The sequence below is a fragment of the Microbacterium sp. CGR1 genome (assembly GCF_051062835.1).
Taxonomy (GTDB): Bacteria; Actinomycetota; Actinomycetes; order Actinomycetales; family Microbacteriaceae; genus Microbacterium.
The window spans coordinates 2,951,697-2,967,059 of the sequence record NZ_JAOTPG010000001.1 but is presented as its reverse complement, the minus strand read 5'-3'; the positions used below and the strand labels follow the sequence as shown (position 1 = coordinate 2,967,059).

Annotated in this window: 16 protein-coding genes; 6 read left to right on the top strand and 10 right to left on the bottom strand. The window is 68.3% G+C overall.

What is annotated here, in order from left to right; translation table 11 throughout:
* Positions 1 to 118 precede the first annotated feature (118 nt).
* From OD997_RS14725 to OD997_RS14710, 4 genes are all read right to left on the bottom strand, one after another.
* Positions 119 to 649, bottom strand: a complete 531-nt coding sequence (locus OD997_RS14725) for a GNAT family N-acetyltransferase (RefSeq protein ID WP_434332245.1) — start codon at positions 647 to 649, stop codon at positions 119 to 121.
* 98 nt (positions 650 to 747) lie between these two features.
* Positions 748 to 2,325, bottom strand: a complete 1,578-nt coding sequence (locus tag OD997_RS14720) for a DHA2 family efflux MFS transporter permease subunit (RefSeq protein ID WP_434332244.1) — start codon at positions 2,323 to 2,325, stop codon at positions 748 to 750.
* Positions 2,322 to 2,948, bottom strand: a complete 627-nt coding sequence (locus OD997_RS14715; RefSeq protein ID WP_434332243.1) for a PadR family transcriptional regulator — start codon at positions 2,946 to 2,948, stop codon at positions 2,322 to 2,324. Before OD997_RS14715 ends, OD997_RS14720 begins: the two co-directional genes overlap by 4 nt.
* An 80-nt stretch (positions 2,949 to 3,028) precedes the next feature.
* Entirely contained in the window at positions 3,029 to 3,577 is a 549-nt protein-coding gene (locus OD997_RS14710) for a GNAT family N-acetyltransferase (RefSeq protein WP_434332242.1), read from the bottom strand.
* Between the two features lie 58 nt (positions 3,578 to 3,635).
* Between OD997_RS14710 and OD997_RS14705 the strand changes: the two genes are divergently transcribed.
* Together OD997_RS14705 and OD997_RS14700 are read left to right on the top strand one after the other, a co-directional pair.
* Positions 3,636 to 4,514: a phosphoribosylaminoimidazolesuccinocarboxamide synthase gene (locus OD997_RS14705; RefSeq protein ID WP_434332241.1), complete on the top strand. Its 879-nt coding sequence runs from the start codon at positions 3,636 to 3,638 to the stop codon at positions 4,512 to 4,514.
* Positions 4,515 to 4,590: 76 nt separating this feature from the next.
* Positions 4,591 to 5,946: a uracil-xanthine permease family protein gene (locus OD997_RS14700; protein ID WP_434332240.1), complete on the top strand. Its 1,356-nt coding sequence runs from the start codon at positions 4,591 to 4,593 to the stop codon at positions 5,944 to 5,946.
* Positions 5,947 to 6,012: 66 nt separating this feature from the next.
* Here the strand turns inward: OD997_RS14700 and OD997_RS14695 are convergent, their stop codons facing one another.
* Positions 6,013 to 6,678, bottom strand: a complete 666-nt coding sequence (locus OD997_RS14695; protein WP_434332239.1) for a TetR/AcrR family transcriptional regulator — start codon at positions 6,676 to 6,678, stop codon at positions 6,013 to 6,015.
* Positions 6,679 to 6,795: 117 nt separating this feature from the next.
* On the opposite strand from OD997_RS14695, the gene OD997_RS14690 reads away from it, so the two are divergent.
* Positions 6,796 to 7,599 carry a DUF1266 domain-containing protein gene (locus OD997_RS14690; protein WP_434332238.1) on the top strand — a complete coding sequence of 268 codons (804 nt, stop codon included), beginning with the start codon at positions 6,796 to 6,798 and terminating at the stop codon, positions 7,597 to 7,599.
* Between the two features lie 88 nt (positions 7,600 to 7,687).
* Here the strand turns inward: OD997_RS14690 and OD997_RS14685 are convergent, their stop codons facing one another.
* The 5 genes from OD997_RS14685 to OD997_RS14665 all read right to left on the bottom strand — a co-directional run bounded on the left by OD997_RS14685 (position 7,688) and on the right by OD997_RS14665 (position 13,592).
* Positions 7,688 to 8,683, bottom strand: coding sequence for a LacI family DNA-binding transcriptional regulator (locus tag OD997_RS14685; RefSeq protein WP_434332237.1), 996 nt, complete (start codon positions 8,681 to 8,683; stop codon positions 7,688 to 7,690).
* A 56-nt stretch (positions 8,684 to 8,739) separates the two neighbouring features.
* Positions 8,740 to 10,170 carry a glycoside hydrolase family 1 protein gene (locus OD997_RS14680; RefSeq protein ID WP_434332236.1) on the bottom strand — a complete coding sequence of 477 codons (1,431 nt, stop codon included), beginning with the start codon at positions 10,168 to 10,170 and terminating at the stop codon, positions 8,740 to 8,742.
* Positions 10,171 to 10,175: 5 nt separating this feature from the next.
* Positions 10,176 to 11,066 carry a carbohydrate ABC transporter permease gene (locus OD997_RS14675; protein WP_056310182.1) on the bottom strand — a complete coding sequence of 297 codons (891 nt, stop codon included), beginning with the start codon at positions 11,064 to 11,066 and terminating at the stop codon, positions 10,176 to 10,178.
* Positions 11,063 to 12,166 carry a carbohydrate ABC transporter permease gene (locus OD997_RS14670; RefSeq protein ID WP_434332235.1) on the bottom strand — a complete coding sequence of 368 codons (1,104 nt, stop codon included), beginning with the start codon at positions 12,164 to 12,166 and terminating at the stop codon, positions 11,063 to 11,065. The genes OD997_RS14675 and OD997_RS14670 overlap by 4 nt, the downstream gene beginning before the upstream one ends.
* A gap of 115 nt (positions 12,167 to 12,281) precedes the next feature.
* A complete protein-coding gene (locus OD997_RS14665) occupies positions 12,282 to 13,592 on the bottom strand; it encodes an ABC transporter substrate-binding protein (protein WP_434332234.1) in 1,311 nt (436 codons plus the stop codon).
* Between the two features lie 184 nt (positions 13,593 to 13,776).
* Between OD997_RS14665 and OD997_RS14660 the strand changes: the two genes are divergently transcribed.
* The 3 genes from OD997_RS14660 to purQ all read left to right on the top strand — a co-directional run bounded on the left by OD997_RS14660 (position 13,777) and on the right by purQ (position 15,355).
* A complete protein-coding gene (locus OD997_RS14660; RefSeq protein WP_434332233.1) occupies positions 13,777 to 14,307 on the top strand; it encodes an adenine phosphoribosyltransferase in 531 nt (176 codons plus the stop codon).
* 80 nt (positions 14,308 to 14,387) lie between these two features.
* Positions 14,388 to 14,636, top strand: a complete 249-nt coding sequence (purS, locus tag OD997_RS14655; RefSeq protein WP_434332232.1) for a phosphoribosylformylglycinamidine synthase subunit PurS — start codon at positions 14,388 to 14,390, stop codon at positions 14,634 to 14,636.
* Positions 14,633 to 15,355, top strand: coding sequence for a phosphoribosylformylglycinamidine synthase subunit PurQ (gene purQ / locus OD997_RS14650; protein WP_434332231.1), 723 nt, complete (start codon positions 14,633 to 14,635; stop codon positions 15,353 to 15,355). Before purS ends, purQ begins: the two co-directional genes overlap by 4 nt.
* Positions 15,356 to 15,363 lie beyond the last annotated feature (8 nt).

The following is a 15,363-nucleotide window of genomic DNA, read 5'->3' as shown; positions in this document are numbered from 1 at the left end:
ACGGATGCTCCTCGGATCGGATGGGCGACAGGATGCTGCCACCGGGATGGTCGTCGACCATCCACCCTAACCGGCGACGGCGTGTCGCCGTGTTCCGAGGGCCCGCGCAGGCTCCCCGCTACAGCGTGATCCAGTACCGGCGCAGCATCGCGTGGCCGCGGGCCGACTGGTCGCTGACGTCCTGCAGCACGCCTCCCGCACCCTCGATCGTGCGGAAGGAGCCGACGTTGTCGTCGTCGCACGTGACCATCACGCGGTCGAGTCCGATCTCGCGCGCGCGGTCGAGGCCGAGGCGCAGAGCAGCCGACGCGTAGCCCTGACGTCGACGTGATTCCCGCACGGCATAGCCGATGTGGCCTCCCACCTCACGCAGGTAGTCGTTGAGTTCATGCCGGAACGAGAGGAACCCGACGACCTCGCCGTCATCCACGACCCAGTACAGGTCGTTGTGCACGGCATCCTCCGGCAGCTCTGCTGAGGTGTCGGAGAGAAGCGTCGACTTCTCGATCAGAGCGTCGAGCGTCGCCCGGTCCGGGGTGACGGGTGCCTGGAGACCCGACCCGTCGACGTGCCCGTCACCGAATTCGGCGACGGCCGCCGCCCAGGAGTCGAACAGGTCGGTGGTGGGCCTCGTGAGCTCGATCGTCATCGCCCGATGACATCACACCGGCGTGGCCGTCGCAAACCGGGAAGAGCCGGGCCCTCCGCGCGATCGTGCAGAAGACCCGGCTCGTGGTCAGGCGTGGGTCAGGCCGCGGGCGCGGATGCCTCCGCCGGTGCGGATGCCGCGGCATCCGCCTTGTCGTAGCGGCCGAGGAACAGCGAGGCGACCAGGGCGACGACCATCACGCAGGCCGGGAGCAGGATCGCCTGCGACATGCCGGCCGCGAAGCCCTCGGCGACCTGCGGCGGCAGCGATCCGCCGCCGCTGATACCCGACGGAGCATCGGAGAGACCCGGAAGGTTCGCCTCGAGACGCGACTGCATGAACGCGGCGATGGATGCCGAGCCGATGACGGATCCGATCGTCCGGGTGGTGTTGTAGATGCCGGCGCCGGCACCGGCCTGGCGCGGAGGCAGCTTGCGGGTCGCCGTCGTCGCGAGCGGACCCCACATGCCCGCGTTGCCGACACCCATCAGGGCCGAGGGCAGCAGGAACATCCAGATCGGGGTGTCCATGTTGATGAGAGCCGAGTACCAGATCAGGGCGACGACGACGCACAGCAGACCCGGGATCAGGATGATGCGCGGGTCGACACGGTCGAGCAGCTTGCCGGCGAACGGAGCCAGCACACCCGACAGCACAGCCATCGGGATGAGCAGCAGCGCCGCCTCGGTCGGGGTGAGCCCACGAGCCGTCTGCAGGAAGAACATCATCGGCAGCGACATGCTCGTCACCGTGAAGCCGACCGCGGCGATCGCGACGTTGGCTCCCGAGAAGTTGCGATCGCGGAAGAGCGCGAGAGGCACGAGCGCCTCACTGCGGGTGCGCGCCTGCTGCACGATGAACAGCGCGAGCACGACGAGGCCGACGATGATCAGGCTCCACACCGAGATGGGCCCCCAGATGACACCCCAGTCGAACTTCTCGCCCTCCTGCAGCCCGAAGACGATGAGGAAGAGCGCGACGGCACTGAGTATCACACCGAGGATGTCGAAGCGGTGCGGGCTGGTCTGCAGCTTCGGCACGAGCCGCCATGCCAGCACGAACGCGACGATGCCGACCGGGAGGTTGACGAAGAAGATCCACTCCCAGCCGGAGCCGTCGACGAGCAGACCGCCGACGAGCGGGCCGACGAGGGTCGCGACGCCCGCCGTCGCACCCCACAGCCCCATGGCCGCGCCACGGCGCTCGGGCGGGAACGTGCGCGTGATCACGGCCATCGTCTGCGGCGTCATGAACGCAGCACCGAGACCCTGCACGGCACGGGCCGCGATCAGCATCTCGAGCGAGTTCGACAGGCCGCACCAGAGCGACGCGAGAGTGAAGATGGCCAGACCGATGAGGTAGATGTTCTTCGGCCCGAACCTGTCACCGAGGCGGCCGGTGATCAGCAGCGGCACGGCGTACGCGAGCAGGTAGGCACTGGTGACCCACACCACGTTGTCGAGGTTGTTGGTCGTCGGGTCGAGGGCGGCCTTGATCGCGGGGTTCGCGACCGAGACGATCGTCGTGTCGACGAGGATCATGAAGAAGCCGATGACGAGCGCCCAGAGGGCGGGCCAGGGGCTCGCGGGTCGGTGCCCCGCGGCGAACGTGCCGGTCGAGGGGCCTGACGACGAGGATGCCACGGGCGGGCGTCCCGTCGAGGAGGAATCGGTCATTGCTGTGCAGCCTTTCGCTGAGCGAGGTAGCGGTCTGTGTTCTCGAAAGCCGTCGGCCCCCAGGGGAATTCCTCGGCATCGAGGCGGTCGATGAGCGAGTCGAGCCAGCGCAGCTCGGCTTCGAGCAGCACCTCCTGGCGCTCGAACTCGACGAGCACCTGCTCGGGCACGGCCTTGGCGCGCGCGCCGACCAGTCCGTCGCGGTGCATGACGTGCGCCTCGTCGAGCGCCACCCGTCGCGCACCGAGGCACTCGATGACGTCTGCGCGTTCGAGGTTGTGCGCCTCGGACAGCGCGATGCGGAACTCGGCGGGCCGGTCGATGACTGAGAGCTCCCGCCGCAGCCAGTCGACCAGGGCTTCTGTTCCGGCATCCGTGAGCGTGTAGGTGGTGCGCTCGGGGCGGTTGCCTTCGCGGTCGATGCCGACCTCGTCGATCAGCCCCTCCCGCTGCAGTCGGCCGACCGTGTGATAGAGGGTGCCGTTCGTGATGGTCAGCAGGCGTTCGTCGCGGCGGGAGCGCATAAGGCGCACCATCTCATAGGGATGCATGTCGCCCTCGCGCAGCAGCGCGAGCACCATCACCCCCATGGGGGTCAATCGCTCGGCAAGGTCCTTCGTCACGTGCTCCACCTCAAATAGTCCACGTGGACTATACGCCTGTTCCCCGGTCACGGCAACGTGGATGGCGGCGAGGCGACGCGCTACCGCAGCGCGGCTGCGAGCTGCTCGGGTGTGAGCGATCGATCCGCGTATACGACGCGCACGACCGCCGGGTCGGGATTGCCCACATCGGGCGCTCGGTGCACGAGTTCGAGACCCAGCTTCTCGGCGACGCGAGCAGAGGCGTGGTTGTGCTCGACGAGGTAGGCGATCACGGGGCGCTCGGGGTCGATCTCCCTCGCCGCTTCGACCCCCGCCCGCGCCAGCTCGGTCGCCAGGCCCTGACCGTGGCGATCGGCGGCGATGCGGTAGCCGACGTTCCACACCTCTCCGCCGAGCAAGGTGCACCCGCCGTTGCCGACGACCTCGCCGGTGTCTCGTAGACGGGCGACCCAGGATCCGAGACCGGCTTCCGTCCAGCTGCGATCCCAGCGATGCATCATCTCGACGGTCTGAGCGGGGTCGGTGTGCCTCAGGCTGGGGTAGTGCGTCCACACGCGCGGATCGCTCTGGATGGCGAACAGCGCGTCGAGATCCGAGGGAACAGCGCGAGACAGCCGAAGGCGGTCGGTGAAGAGATCGTCGGTCACACGTCCACGCTAGACAGCCCCGCCGACACCCGGCGCGGCGAACCGGGATAATGGGCGGGTGAGCACACCTTCGGACAGCAACGCGCAGACCATCCCCGGCTGGCGCCACATCTACTCGGGCAAGGTCCGCGACCTCTACGCGTCGGACGACGCGGCCGACACCCGCATCCTCGTGGTCGCGTCCGACCGCGTGAGCGCGTTCGACTTCGTGCTCTCCCCCGGCATCCCTCACAAGGGCGCGCTGCTGACGCGTCTGAGCCGCTGGTGGTTCAGCCAGCTGAGCGACGTTCCGAACCACCTCGCTGAGGGCGAGATCCCCGCAAGCGTCGCCGATCGTGCCATGCTCGCGCAGTCGCTCGAGATGCTCCCGGTCGAATGCGTCGTGCGCGGCTACATCACCGGCTCCGGATGGGCCGAGTACACCGAGAGCGGCACCGTGTGCGGCATCCCGCTGCCCGAGGGCCTGCAGAACGGCGACCGCCTGCCCGAGCCTCTGTTCACCCCCGCCTACAAGGCGCCGATGGGTGAGCACGACGAGAACATCACCTTCGAGCAGACCGTCGAGCTCGTCGGCGCCGACCGCGCGGCCGAGCTGCGCGACGTGTCGCTCGCGCTCTATACGCGCGCCGCCGCGATCGCTGAGGAGAAGGGGCTGATCCTCGCCGACACCAAGTTCGAGTTCGGAACGGATGCCGAGGGCATCCTGCATCTGGCCGACGAAGTCCTCACCAGCGACTCGTCGCGCTACTGGGATGCCGAGGCCTGGCGCACCGGCACGACGCCGAAGGAGCGCATGGCGAGCTTCGACAAGCAGATCGTGCGGGACTGGCTGGCCGGCAACTGGGACAAGCAGGGCGAACCGCCCGTGCTGCCCGACGACATCGTCGAGCGCACCGCCGACCGCTACCGCGAGCTGATCGAGCGTCTCGGGGCCTGAGCCCCGCACCCAGGGAACACTCAGGAATCGGTAGTGTTGCTCCAGCACTCCCCTCCCCCGATCCTGAGGAGCCCGCATGCCCCTGTGGAAGACCCACGGAAACGGCCGCACGGTCGAACCCGGCGCCGTCGTCAAGCCCGATGAACGCCTGAACTGGCCCGCCACGATCGCGATCGGCGCCCAGCACGTCGTCGCGATGTTCGGCGCCACGTTCCTCGTGCCGACGCTGACCGGCTTCCCGGTCTCGACCACACTGCTCTTCAGCGGTCTCGGCACGCTGATCTTCCTGCTGATCACGAAGAACCAGCTGCCCAGCTACCTCGGCTCGTCGTTCGCCTTCATCGCGCCGATCACCGCCGCGGTCGCGGCAGGTGGCACGAGATCCGCCCTGGCCGGCGTCGTCGCGGTCGGCATCCTGCTCACCGTGGTCGGTCTGGTCGTGCAGTTCGCCGGCCTCCGCTGGGTCGACGCCCTCATGCCCCCGGTCGTCGCCGGTGCGATCGTCGCCCTGATCGGCTTCAACCTCGCGCCCACCGCGTGGAACAACTTCCAGCTCGACCCGGTGACCGCGACCATCACGCTCGTCGCGATCATCCTGTTCGCGGTCTTGTTCCGCGGCTTCCTCGGCCGCATCTCGATCTTCCTCGGCGTCGCGGTGGGCTTCATCTACGCCGCCTTCACCGGATCGTTCGAGGTGCCCAATGCTCTGCGCGGCGGCAAGACCCCCGCAGAGCTCATCGCGGATGCTCCCTGGGTGGGCCTCCCCGAGTTCCAGTTCCCGGACTTCGTCGAGCCCGGCACGTGGTCGACGATCGCGATGTTCCTGCCCGTCGTCCTGGTGCTGGTCGCCGAGAACGTCGGCCACGTGCGCGGCGTCGCGACCATGACCGAAGACCCCGCGATCAACAAGCACACGGGTCGCGCGCTCATCGCCGACGGCGTCGCGACGACCATCGCCGGTGGATTCGGCGGTTCGGGCACCACGACCTATGGCGAGAACATCGGCGTGATGGCGGCCACCCGCGTCTACTCGACCGCGGTCTACTGGGTCGCAGGTCTCTTCGCGATCCTGCTGGCGTTCTCCCCGAAGGTCGGCGAGGTCTTCAACTCGATCCCCGCCGGCGTGCTCGGCGGCGCGACCACCGCGCTGTACGGACTGATCGGCATCATCGGCATCAAGATCTGGGTCGACAGCAAGGTCGACTTCTCGCGCCCGGTGAACCAGTACACGGCAGCCGTCTCGCTCGTGATCGGCATCGCCGGATTCTCGATGCAGCTCGGCGACTTCGCCTTCGGCGGCATCGTGCTCGGCACGGTCGCTGCTCTCCTGATCTACCACCTGGGCAACCTCATCGCCCGCGCTCGCAAGACCGGCGCCGACGATCCGAAGCCGCTCGAGGCCGTGGGCCCGCTGGGCGGCGACCCCGCGTAACTCCAGAATCTGAGACAGATCCCGGATGCTGCAGCGGCGGCATCCGGGATCATCGCGTGCAGTGGTTCAGAGCTCGGGGCGGAGCACTCCGGACGCCCTGGTCCTGGCGTCGGGATCGCGCGGGGCGAGGTGCAACGGCAGCGGCACCACGGGCTCGGGCAGGCCGTAGAGCCGGTGCACCCAGCGCCGCGCATCCTCGAGCGGGAACGTGTCGCCGTACACCGCGAACTTCATGAAGATCCCCTCGAGCGTGCTGCGGAGCATGATCTCCTCGAGCGGCGGGTCGGCCGCTCCACGCTCCCGGAAGATCTCGCGCACGATGTTCTCCGAGAGTCTCGTCTGCTCGGCATGCCGCTCTTCCGCCTCGGCGTACAGGCGGTGGGTACTGGGCTGCTGCTGCATCGCGAACACGGCTCGCTGCACCGGCAGCGCGTATCCGGTGGCCGTGAGCGCGCCGTCGATGATGCCGGCCAGACGCAGATCGGCAGGCCCCTCGACCTGGGGGATGCCGAACAGGACATCGAACCAGCTGTCGAGCACGGCCGCGATCAGCTGCTCCTTGCCGCCGAAGTGGTAGTTCGCCAAACCCTGTGCCACCCCCGCCCGACGCGTGATCTCGGCGATGCTCGCGCCCGAGACGCCGCGTTCTGCGAAGAGGTCGATCGCCGCCTGCAGGATGACCTGGCGGGAGCGCTCCCGCGCGACGCGATTCATTTCATCGTTACGCGTCATGCATGTCCACCTCCCCAGGATTGGACGACTCGGAAAAAGGCTCCGAAACCTATATATTACTGACTGAACGGCTATTCAAGCTTTGCGTGTCGTCGATGCCGCGTCGGAAGGAGTGCGATGCATCCCCTCTCGTGGGTCCTGCCTGCACCAAGGGTCACGACGTCGAGCAGCCATTCCACGGACGATGCCGCAGCGAGTGAGATCGCTCTGGGATACCTCCAGATCCGCACCGTGCCGTCGGGCCCGTGGAACGATCCGACCGCACCGGAACTCGGCGAGGACGAGGGTCGGATGCTCGCCGAGCAGTGGGGGATCCACTCCCGAACGGACTGGCTCGGCATGATCGATCACCTGTGCACCGTGCGGCGTCGCCGCCATGCGTGGATGCTCCACCTGGGCGTCCGCAACGATCTCGCCACCGCTCTGGGCCGCGTGCCGACGACTCGGGAGTGGCTCGACGCCATCGCCGCGGACGGCGGTGACGAGCACGACGCGCATCCGTTCGTCGTCGGCATCGAGCACATCGAGCGGGAGGTGCGCAAGCGCGTCGGCAAGGAGGTCGTCACGCCCGACCTCTTCGTCCGCACGCTCGACGCCTATGCCCTCGGCCAGGCCGTGGCATTGACGACGTGGGGTGTCGCGCTCGGGTATGCCGACGTCGCCGAGGCCCGCCTGATCATCCACCGCATCAGCATCAAGGCCCGACCGTCGTTCGTGTCGTGGGCGGACTTCGGGCTCAGCTACCTCGCAGGACGCATCATGCACTGGAGCGACGGCACCCTCGACGACGAGTCGTTCGCGAAGTTCGGCGACGGGTGGAGCGACTTCAAGGAAGCGACGTCGACGAAGCGCAACGGACCGTGGGCGATGCTGCCCTGGCCGGCGCCGATCGAACTCCGGTCGGCCCAACGCATCGGCTGACCGCACAGGACCACGGATGCGGACCCACCTGGAGGGGCGTCGGGTCCGCATCCGTGTCGCCCTTCCCTGTGCAGGGGTGAGGGCGCGGCTACGACGAGGCGCGCACGACCAGCTCGGTCGGCAGGATCGTGATGTGCTCAGGATCGCGCCCGGCGAGCCGCGACAGCAGGACGCCGGCCATCGCCTCACCCTGCGCGTACATCGGCTGCCGCATGGTCGTGAGCTCCGGGTCGGTGCTCAGCGCCACCGACGAGTCGTCGAATCCGACCAGCGCGACGTCTTCGGGAACGCGGATGCCGGCGGCGCGCAACGCCGTCAGCGCTCCCCGCGCCATCAGGTCACTCGCCACGAAGATCGCGTCGGGGCGTCCGGTCGCGAGGATCCGGCGCGCAGCATCCGCACCGCTGGCTTCGCTGTAGTCCCCCGCCTCTTCGGCGAAGGGCGAGAGGCCGGCGTCGGCGAGCGCCCCGCGGAAGCCCTGCACACGATCGACGGAGGAGACCATCGTGACGGGGCCCGAGATCGTCGCGATGCGGGTGCGTCCGGTCTCGATCAGGTGCTGGGTCGCTGTGCGGGCACCGGCGACGTTGTCGACGTCGACCACGTAGTCGCCCTCGCGAAGCCGCACCGGGCGGCCGCCCCAGACGACCGGCACGGCGTCGGCGACCCGGTCGATGAAGGCGTCGCTCGTGTGATGCGAGACGATGAGCGCCCCGTCGACGCCGCCGTTGCGCACGAAGCTCGTCATCTTGTCGCCGGGGTCGTCGCTCGCGATGAGCAGGTTGAGCAGGTAGTCGGAGCCGCGGAGCGCGCCGGTGATGCCCGCGACGATCGCCGCGAAGAACGGGTCGCCGAAGAAGCGGGTGGTGTCCTCGGGCACGATCAGCGCGATCGCGTGCGTCTGCTTCGAGGCGAGGGAGCGGGCCGCGCGGTTCGGAACGTAACTGAGTTCCTCGATGGCCCGCTGCACGGCGAGAAGAGCCTCGGGGCTCACGGCCGTCGACCCGTTCACGACGCGCGACACGGTCGATCGCGAGACTCCGGCGGCCGATGCCACCTCTTCGATGGTCGCTCGTAGTGACACGACTCTCCCTCCGTCCGGCGGCGAGGCCGGATGCTCCCTGGTGCCGCCGCCCGGCGTCAGAGAGCGCGAGCGGCGATGATGCGAGCGTACTCCCGACCGGAGTCCTTCAGACTCCGCTCCTGGGTGTCGTAGTCCACGCGCACGATCCCGAAGCGCTTGTCGTAGCCCCAGGCCCACTCGAAGTTGTCGAACATCGACCAGTAGAAGTAGCCCCGCACGTCGACTCCGGCCTCGGCCGCATCGAGCACCGCGCCCAGGTGCAGACGCAGGAACTCGGTGCGGTCGACGTCGTGCACGCGAGTCTCGCCGTCTTCGACGACCGCGACGTCGTCGTAGGCGGCGCCGTTCTCGGTCATGTAGAGCACGGTGCCCGCGGGCTCGGCGTAGTCCGTCCACACCCGCTGCAGCAGGCGGGTGAGCCCCTCGGGCTGCACCTCCCAGTTCTGCGCGGTGCGCGGCAGCCCGCGCTCGACGGAATGGATGCCCTCGAACGAGGGGTAGGGGCTGCGACCGATGCGGTCCGTGGCGGGCCCGCCGCTGACGGGAGGGACCTCGGGAGCCGTGCCGGACAGGAAGTCGCCGTGGTAGTAGTTCACGCCCTGCGTGTCGATGCGCTGAGAGATCGTCTCGAGGTCGCCATCGTGGACGGCATCCGTGAACCGCGCCACCGCGTCGGCATCCACGGCCCTGATGTCCCTGATGATGTCGTCCGGGTACACGCCTCGATAGATCGGGTCGAGGAACCAGCGGTTGAACTGGCCGTCGACGCGGCGAGCGGCATCCACATCGGCCGGGTTCGTCGGGTCGGCGGGGTCGGCGACGGTGTGGTTCAACGTGATTCCGAGGTTCAGGCTCGCGTCGCGTCCGCGCAGCTCGCGCACCGTCTCGCCGTGCGCGAGCAGCAGGTGATGCGCCGACAGCAGGCCCTCGGCCACGCTCGTGTGTCCCGGCGCGTGCTCGCCACCGGTGTACGAGAGGAACGACGAGCACCACGGCTCGTTCAGCGTGGTCCAGACGTTGACGCGGTCTCCCAGTGCATCGTGCATGGTGCCCGCGTACTCGAGGAAACGGCCGACCGTATCGCGGTTCGTCCAGCCGCCGGTCTCCTGCAGCGCCTGCGGCATGTCCCAGTGGTACAGCGTCAGCCAGGGGAGGATGTCGTTCGCGAGGAGCTCGTCGACCAGGCGCTCGTAGAAGTCGACGCCCTTGGCGTTGACGGCTCCTCCGTCGGGACGCACCCGCGACCAGGACGTCGAGAATCGGTAGGTCTGCAGCCCCAGCTCCTTCATGAGAGCGACGTCCTGCGGGTAGCGGTGATAGTGATCGCACGCCACGTCGCCGTTGTCGCCGCCGATCACCGCACCGGGCTCGCGGCTGAAGGCATCCCAGATCGACGCGGTGCGCCCGTCTTCGAAAGCCGCCCCTTCGATCTGGTACGCCGCTGTCGCGGCGCCGAACAGGAAGTTCTCGGGAAAGGCTCGGGTCATAGGGGTCATCCTTTCACCGCGCCCGCCATGATGCCACTGACCAGCTGGCGTCCGGCCACGACGAACAGGACGAGCAGCGGGAGGGTCGCGAGCACGGCTCCGGCGAGCACGATCGAGTAGTCGATGTAGTAACCCGACTGCAGCTGGCTGAGCGCCGTCTGCAGGGTCGGGTTCTGCGGGGAGAGCACGATCAGCGGCCAGAGATAGTCGGTCCAGGCCGTCATGAAGGTGAAGAGCCCGAGGATGGCCATCGCGGGCCGGGCGGCCGGGATGCCGACCGTGAGGAAGGTGCGGAACTGGTTCGCACCGTCCATGCGCGCGGCTTCGATGAGCTCGTCGGGGATCACGTCGACGAGATACTGCCGCATGAAGAAGACGCCGAACGCCGTGACCAGCGTCGGCACGATGACCGCACCGATCGAGCCGGTCCACCCGAGCTCGCGCATCAGCATGAACAACGGGATGATGCCGAGCTGCGTCGGGATCGCCATGGTCGCGATCACGAAGATCATCAGACCGTCGCGACCCTTGAAGCGCAGCTTCGCGAACGCGTAGCCGGCGAGCGTCGAGAACGTCACGACCGAGAGCGTGATGATCGCCGAGATCAGGAACGAGTTTCCGAGAGCGAGCCAGAAGGGGATCGCGTCGAACACCTTGGCGGCGTTGGCGAAGAAGTTGCCACCGGGGATCAGCGGCAGGGTCTCGCCGCGGGTCGCGTTGGTGCCGCTCGCCACGACCACGGACCACCAGAGCGGATAGACGCTGCCGATGATGAACGCGGCGAGCAGGCCGTAGGTGAGGAAGCCGGGACGACTTCCGATTCCGGCGTTGCCGCCGACGGCTCCGCGACGCCTGCGGATCTTCTCGGGGACGCTGAGTGCCTGAGTGGCGGTCATCGCGCGTTCTCCTCGGTCGTGGTGGCGATCGTCGTGGTGGCTGCAGCGGCCGTGGCTGCGGCAGCGGCGGTGCGTGCGCGGCGGCGCGCGGCGCGGTTCTTGGGGGCGTCGCCTGTGGAGATGCGCCTCGAGACGAGGAAGTTGATGATGCCGATCCCGACGATGAGCAGGAAGAGCAGGATCGCGACGGCGGACGCCTCGCCGAGGTCTCGGCGGAAGAAGGCGAGCTCCCACAGGAACAGCACCGTCGTCTGGAACTGCCGGTCGCTGCCGCCGATGCCGCCGGCGGTCGAGACGTCGAACAGGCGCGGCTCCGCGAAGATCTGCAGACCGCCGATCGTCGCGGTGATGATCACGAAGATCAGCGTCGGGCGGATCGTGGGGATCGTGATCGAGAAGAAGCGACGGGCAGCACCTGCACCGTCGAGCGCGGCGGACTCGTAGAGGTCGCGCGGCACGGCCTGCATCGCGGCGAGCAGGATGAGCGCGTTGTAGCCCGTCCAGCGGAAGTTCACCATGATGGCGATCGCGAGGTGCGAGAGGGCCGTGTTGTGCTTCCACTCCTGGTCGGCGATGCCGATCAGGTTCAGCAGGTTGTTGGCGAGACCGTCGGCCTCGTTGAAGATGCTCGAGAAGATGATGGCGACGGCCACGGGCGTGACGACGAACGGGATGAGGATGCTCATGCGCCAGAACGTCGGGGCGCGCAGGCCGCGGTCGAGGAGGTAGGCGATCACCAGGGCGACCGCCAGCTGCGGGATCGCCGACAGCAGGAAGATGCTGAGCGTGTTGAAGATCGAGTTCCAGAACATCGCATCACCGAGGATCTCGACGAAGTTGCCCGCGCCGACGAACTCGCCCTGGCCCTTGAGCAGATCCCACTCGTGCACGGCCACCCAGACCGTGTAGATCAGCGGGAACAGGCCGACCAGCCCGAACAGCAGGAAGAACGGCGAGATGTAGAAGTACGGCGAGGCGTTCTGGTCGAACCGCGAGAGGCGGTGCCGCCAGGGACGCCGGCCGGCGGCATCCGTCTTCACGTTCTTCGCACTCTTCGTCGACTCGGTCGTCGCCTGTGAGCGCTCATGGGTGAGTGTCATGACTCTTCCTTGGTCCTGGTCCTGGTCCGTGCGGCCGTGGTGATCCGGTCGCAGTCCGTGCCGCCCCAGCGAAGGCGGTGCGGCACGGACTGCGGCCGGAACGGATACGGCTGGGTCAGTCGACCAGCTCGTTCAGGAGCTTGATCGCTGCATCCCAGGCGCCCTGGGTGTCGGTGTCTCCGCGGTCGAGTCCGCTGAGGGCCGGACCGAAGACGTTCTCCTGGATGACCGAGTCATCGGCGCCCTTGAACTGGGCGACGACGCCCTTCGCACGCTCGGCGAGGATCGCACCGGTCGGTGCATCGTTGAAGAACGCGTTGGGCGTGGCCTCGGACGACAGGGTCTCCTGAGCGGTGATCGTCGAGGGGAAGTTGCCCGCCGCCTCGGACTGCTTGACCTGCTGCTCGGGCTGCGTCAGCCAGTCGGCCAGCTCGGCCGCCGCTTCCTTGTGCTCGGAGCTCTCGGGGATCGAGAGGAACGCGCCGCCCCAGTTGGCTGCGCCGCCGGGGAAGACGTCGGCGAAGTCCCAGCCGGTGGAGGCGTCTCCGCCGCCGGCCTCGACCTGACCCTGCACGACTCCGAGCATCCAGCCCGGGCAGACGAAGGTGGCGAAGGTGCCGTCGACGAACGACTTGCCGCCGTTCCAGTCCCACGCGGTCTGCGCGGCTGACTGGCCACCCTCGGTGGCGGCTCCGAGCAGTTCGAAGCGCTCCTTCAGCTCGGCGTTGTCCTCGACGTTCAGCTCGCCGTCGGTCGTGTAGTAGCCCTCGTCGAGCTGGTTGACCATGGCGTTCCAGACGAAGCCGGAGTGGTCGTACCAGGCCTTGCCGGTCTTCGCCGTGTACTCGGCGCCGACGGCGAAGTAGTTCTCCCAGTCGCCGTTCAGGAGCTCGGCGACCGACTCGCGGTCGCTGGGCAGGCCTGCGGCCTCGAAGGCCGCGCCGTTGTAGCAGATACCGCTGGGGCCGATGTCGGTGCCGTAGCCGATCACGCGGCCCTCCGCATCCGTCGCCTGTCCGTACTTCCAGTCGACCCAGTCGGCCTTGCGGTCTTCGATGCCATAGTCGCGCAGGTCGACGAAGGTGTCGGAGACGTCCATGATGGCGCCGAGCCAGCCCTCTTCGATCGCGACGATGTCGCTCAGGCCCGAGCCTGCGGCGATCTTCGTGAAGGCGTCGGTGCGGGCGTTGCCGCCGGTGTCGATGTTGGTCGCCTCGATCGTGACGTTCGGGTGCTCCTTCTCGTAGGCCTTGTAGAGGTCCTCGTATCCGAAGGTTCCGAACGTGGTGACGGTCAGCGTGACCTTCTCGTCGCCGCTGCCGGCGTCGCCGTCTGCGCCGGGAGCGGCACAGCCGGCGAGGGCCAGAGCGGAGACGGATGCCGCGGCTGCTGCTGCCAGGATCCGGGTGCGGGCACGTGTGTTCACAGTTCACTCCTTTGTGGTGGGTCGTGCAGTGGTGGTGCGGGGTGGTGCGGGGTGGTGCTTGGGGTGTGCGTGGTGTTCCGCGTTCCGTGAGGATTCACGTGGGAGCGCTCCCACGCACTGTCCAGTGACTCTATGGGAGCGCTCCCACGAATGTCAACCCCAGGCGATGGCGTACCCTTGTCCGGTGCCAGACACCGAACTCTCCCCCGCTCTCGTCCGGGCCGCATCGCTGATCCGCAGCATCCCGGACTACCCGGAGGCGGGGATCATCTTCCGCGACATCACCCCGCTGCTGGCGGACGCCGAAGCGCTCCAGGCCACGACCGAGGCGATCATCGCGCCGTTCGCCGGCCAGTTCGACGTCGTCGCCGGCATCGAGGCCCGAGGGTTCATCCTCGCCGGAGCTGCGGCGATCGCGGCAGGCGTCGGCCTCATCCCGATCCGCAAGGCGGGCAAGCTGCCCCGGCCCGCGGCATCCGTCGACTACGCCCTCGAGTACGGCACCGCGACGATCGAGATGCACGACGATCTGCCCGCAGGGTCTCGCGTGCTGCTCATCGACGACGTCCTCGCCACGGGCGGAACCCTGGCAGCCGGCCGCGAACTGGTCGAGCGCCTGGGAAGCCACGTCGTCGGCATCTCGGTGCTGTTCGAGATCGACGGCCTGGGCGGCCGTGACGCCATCGGCGACCTGCACACCGTCTTCCACGCCTGAGGCGCTACGCCCGGGAATCAGGCGAGTCGCGAGCCGGTAGACTGAGCACGCCCGTCCGCCCGCGACTTCCGGAGCCGTTCATGCCCACCATCGTCGTCGACGTCATGCCCAAGCCCGAACTGCTCGACCCGCAGGGGAAGGCCGTGTCCGGCGCTTTCGCGCGTCTGGGCGTCGAGGGCTTCTCCGATGTACGCATCGGCAAGCGCTTCGAGCTCACCGTCGAGGGCGAGGTCACCGACGAGATCCTCGCCGAGGCCCGCCGTATCGCCGACGAGGTGCTCTCCAACTCCGTGATCGAAGACGTCGTCGGCATCGAGGTCGCACGGTGACATCCAGGGCAGGGACCACGCGCATCGGCGTCATCACCTTCCCCGGCTCGCTCGACGATCGCGACGCGCAGCGCGCCGTCCGCATCGCCGGCGCCGAGCCCGTCGCCCTCTGGCACGGCTCGCACGACCTCGAGGGCGTCGACGCGCTCGTCCTTCCCGGCGGCTTCAGCTACGGCGACTACCTGCGCGCCGGCGCGATCGCCGCACTCTCGCCGATCATGGCCGAGGTCAAGGACGCAGCGGCCAAGGGCATGCCGATCCTGGGCATCTGCAACGGCTTCCAGATGCTCGTCGAGGCGCACCTGCTGCCCGGCGGCCTGATCCGCAACGACCACCAGCACTTCGTGCGTCGCGACCAGAAGCTCATCGTCGAGAACTCCGACACGGCCTGGACCAACCGGTTCCGCACCGGCCAGGAGATCACGATTCCGCTGAAGAACGCCGACGGCGGGTACATCGCCGATGAGGAGACGCTCGACCGCCTCGAAGGTGAAGGCCTCGTCGCGTTCCGCTACGCAGGTGTGAACCCGAACGGCTCGCTGCGCGACATCGCAGGACTCACCAACGAGGCCGGCAACGTCGTAGGACTCATGCCGCACCCCGAGCACGCCACCGAGGCGGGCTTCGGACCCGACACCGCGGCCGCCATGCGGTCGGGCGTCGACGGACTCGACTTCTTCACGAGCGCGATCGCGGCAGTCGCCCGCGTCGCCGCGTAAGCACGGCA

What these genes read in the sequence shown, in the direction of transcription:
- OD997_RS14725 (WP_434332245.1), bottom strand. Translation starts at nt 649, where the DNA reads ATGACGATCGAGCTCACGAGGCCCACCACCGACCTGTTCGACTCCTGG.
- OD997_RS14720 (WP_434332244.1), bottom strand. Translation starts at nt 2,325, where the DNA reads ATGACCGATTCCTCCTCGACGGGACGCCCGCCCGTGGCATCCTCGTCG.
- OD997_RS14700 (WP_434332240.1), top strand. Translation starts at nt 4,591, where the DNA reads ATGCCCCTGTGGAAGACCCACGGAAACGGCCGCACGGTCGAACCCGGC.
- OD997_RS14695 (WP_434332239.1), bottom strand. Translation starts at nt 6,678, where the DNA reads ATGACGCGTAACGATGAAATGAATCGCGTCGCGCGGGAGCGCTCCCGC.
- OD997_RS14690 (WP_434332238.1), top strand. Translation starts at nt 6,796, where the DNA reads ATGCATCCCCTCTCGTGGGTCCTGCCTGCACCAAGGGTCACGACGTCG.
- OD997_RS14680 (WP_434332236.1), bottom strand. Translation starts at nt 10,170, where the DNA reads ATGACCCGAGCCTTTCCCGAGAACTTCCTGTTCGGCGCCGCGACAGCG.
- OD997_RS14675 (WP_056310182.1), bottom strand. Translation starts at nt 11,066, where the DNA reads ATGACCGCCACTCAGGCACTCAGCGTCCCCGAGAAGATCCGCAGGCGT.
- OD997_RS14670 (WP_434332235.1), bottom strand. Translation starts at nt 12,166, where the DNA reads ATGACACTCACCCATGAGCGCTCACAGGCGACGACCGAGTCGACGAAG.
- purS (WP_434332232.1), top strand. Translation starts at nt 14,388, where the DNA reads ATGCCCACCATCGTCGTCGACGTCATGCCCAAGCCCGAACTGCTCGAC.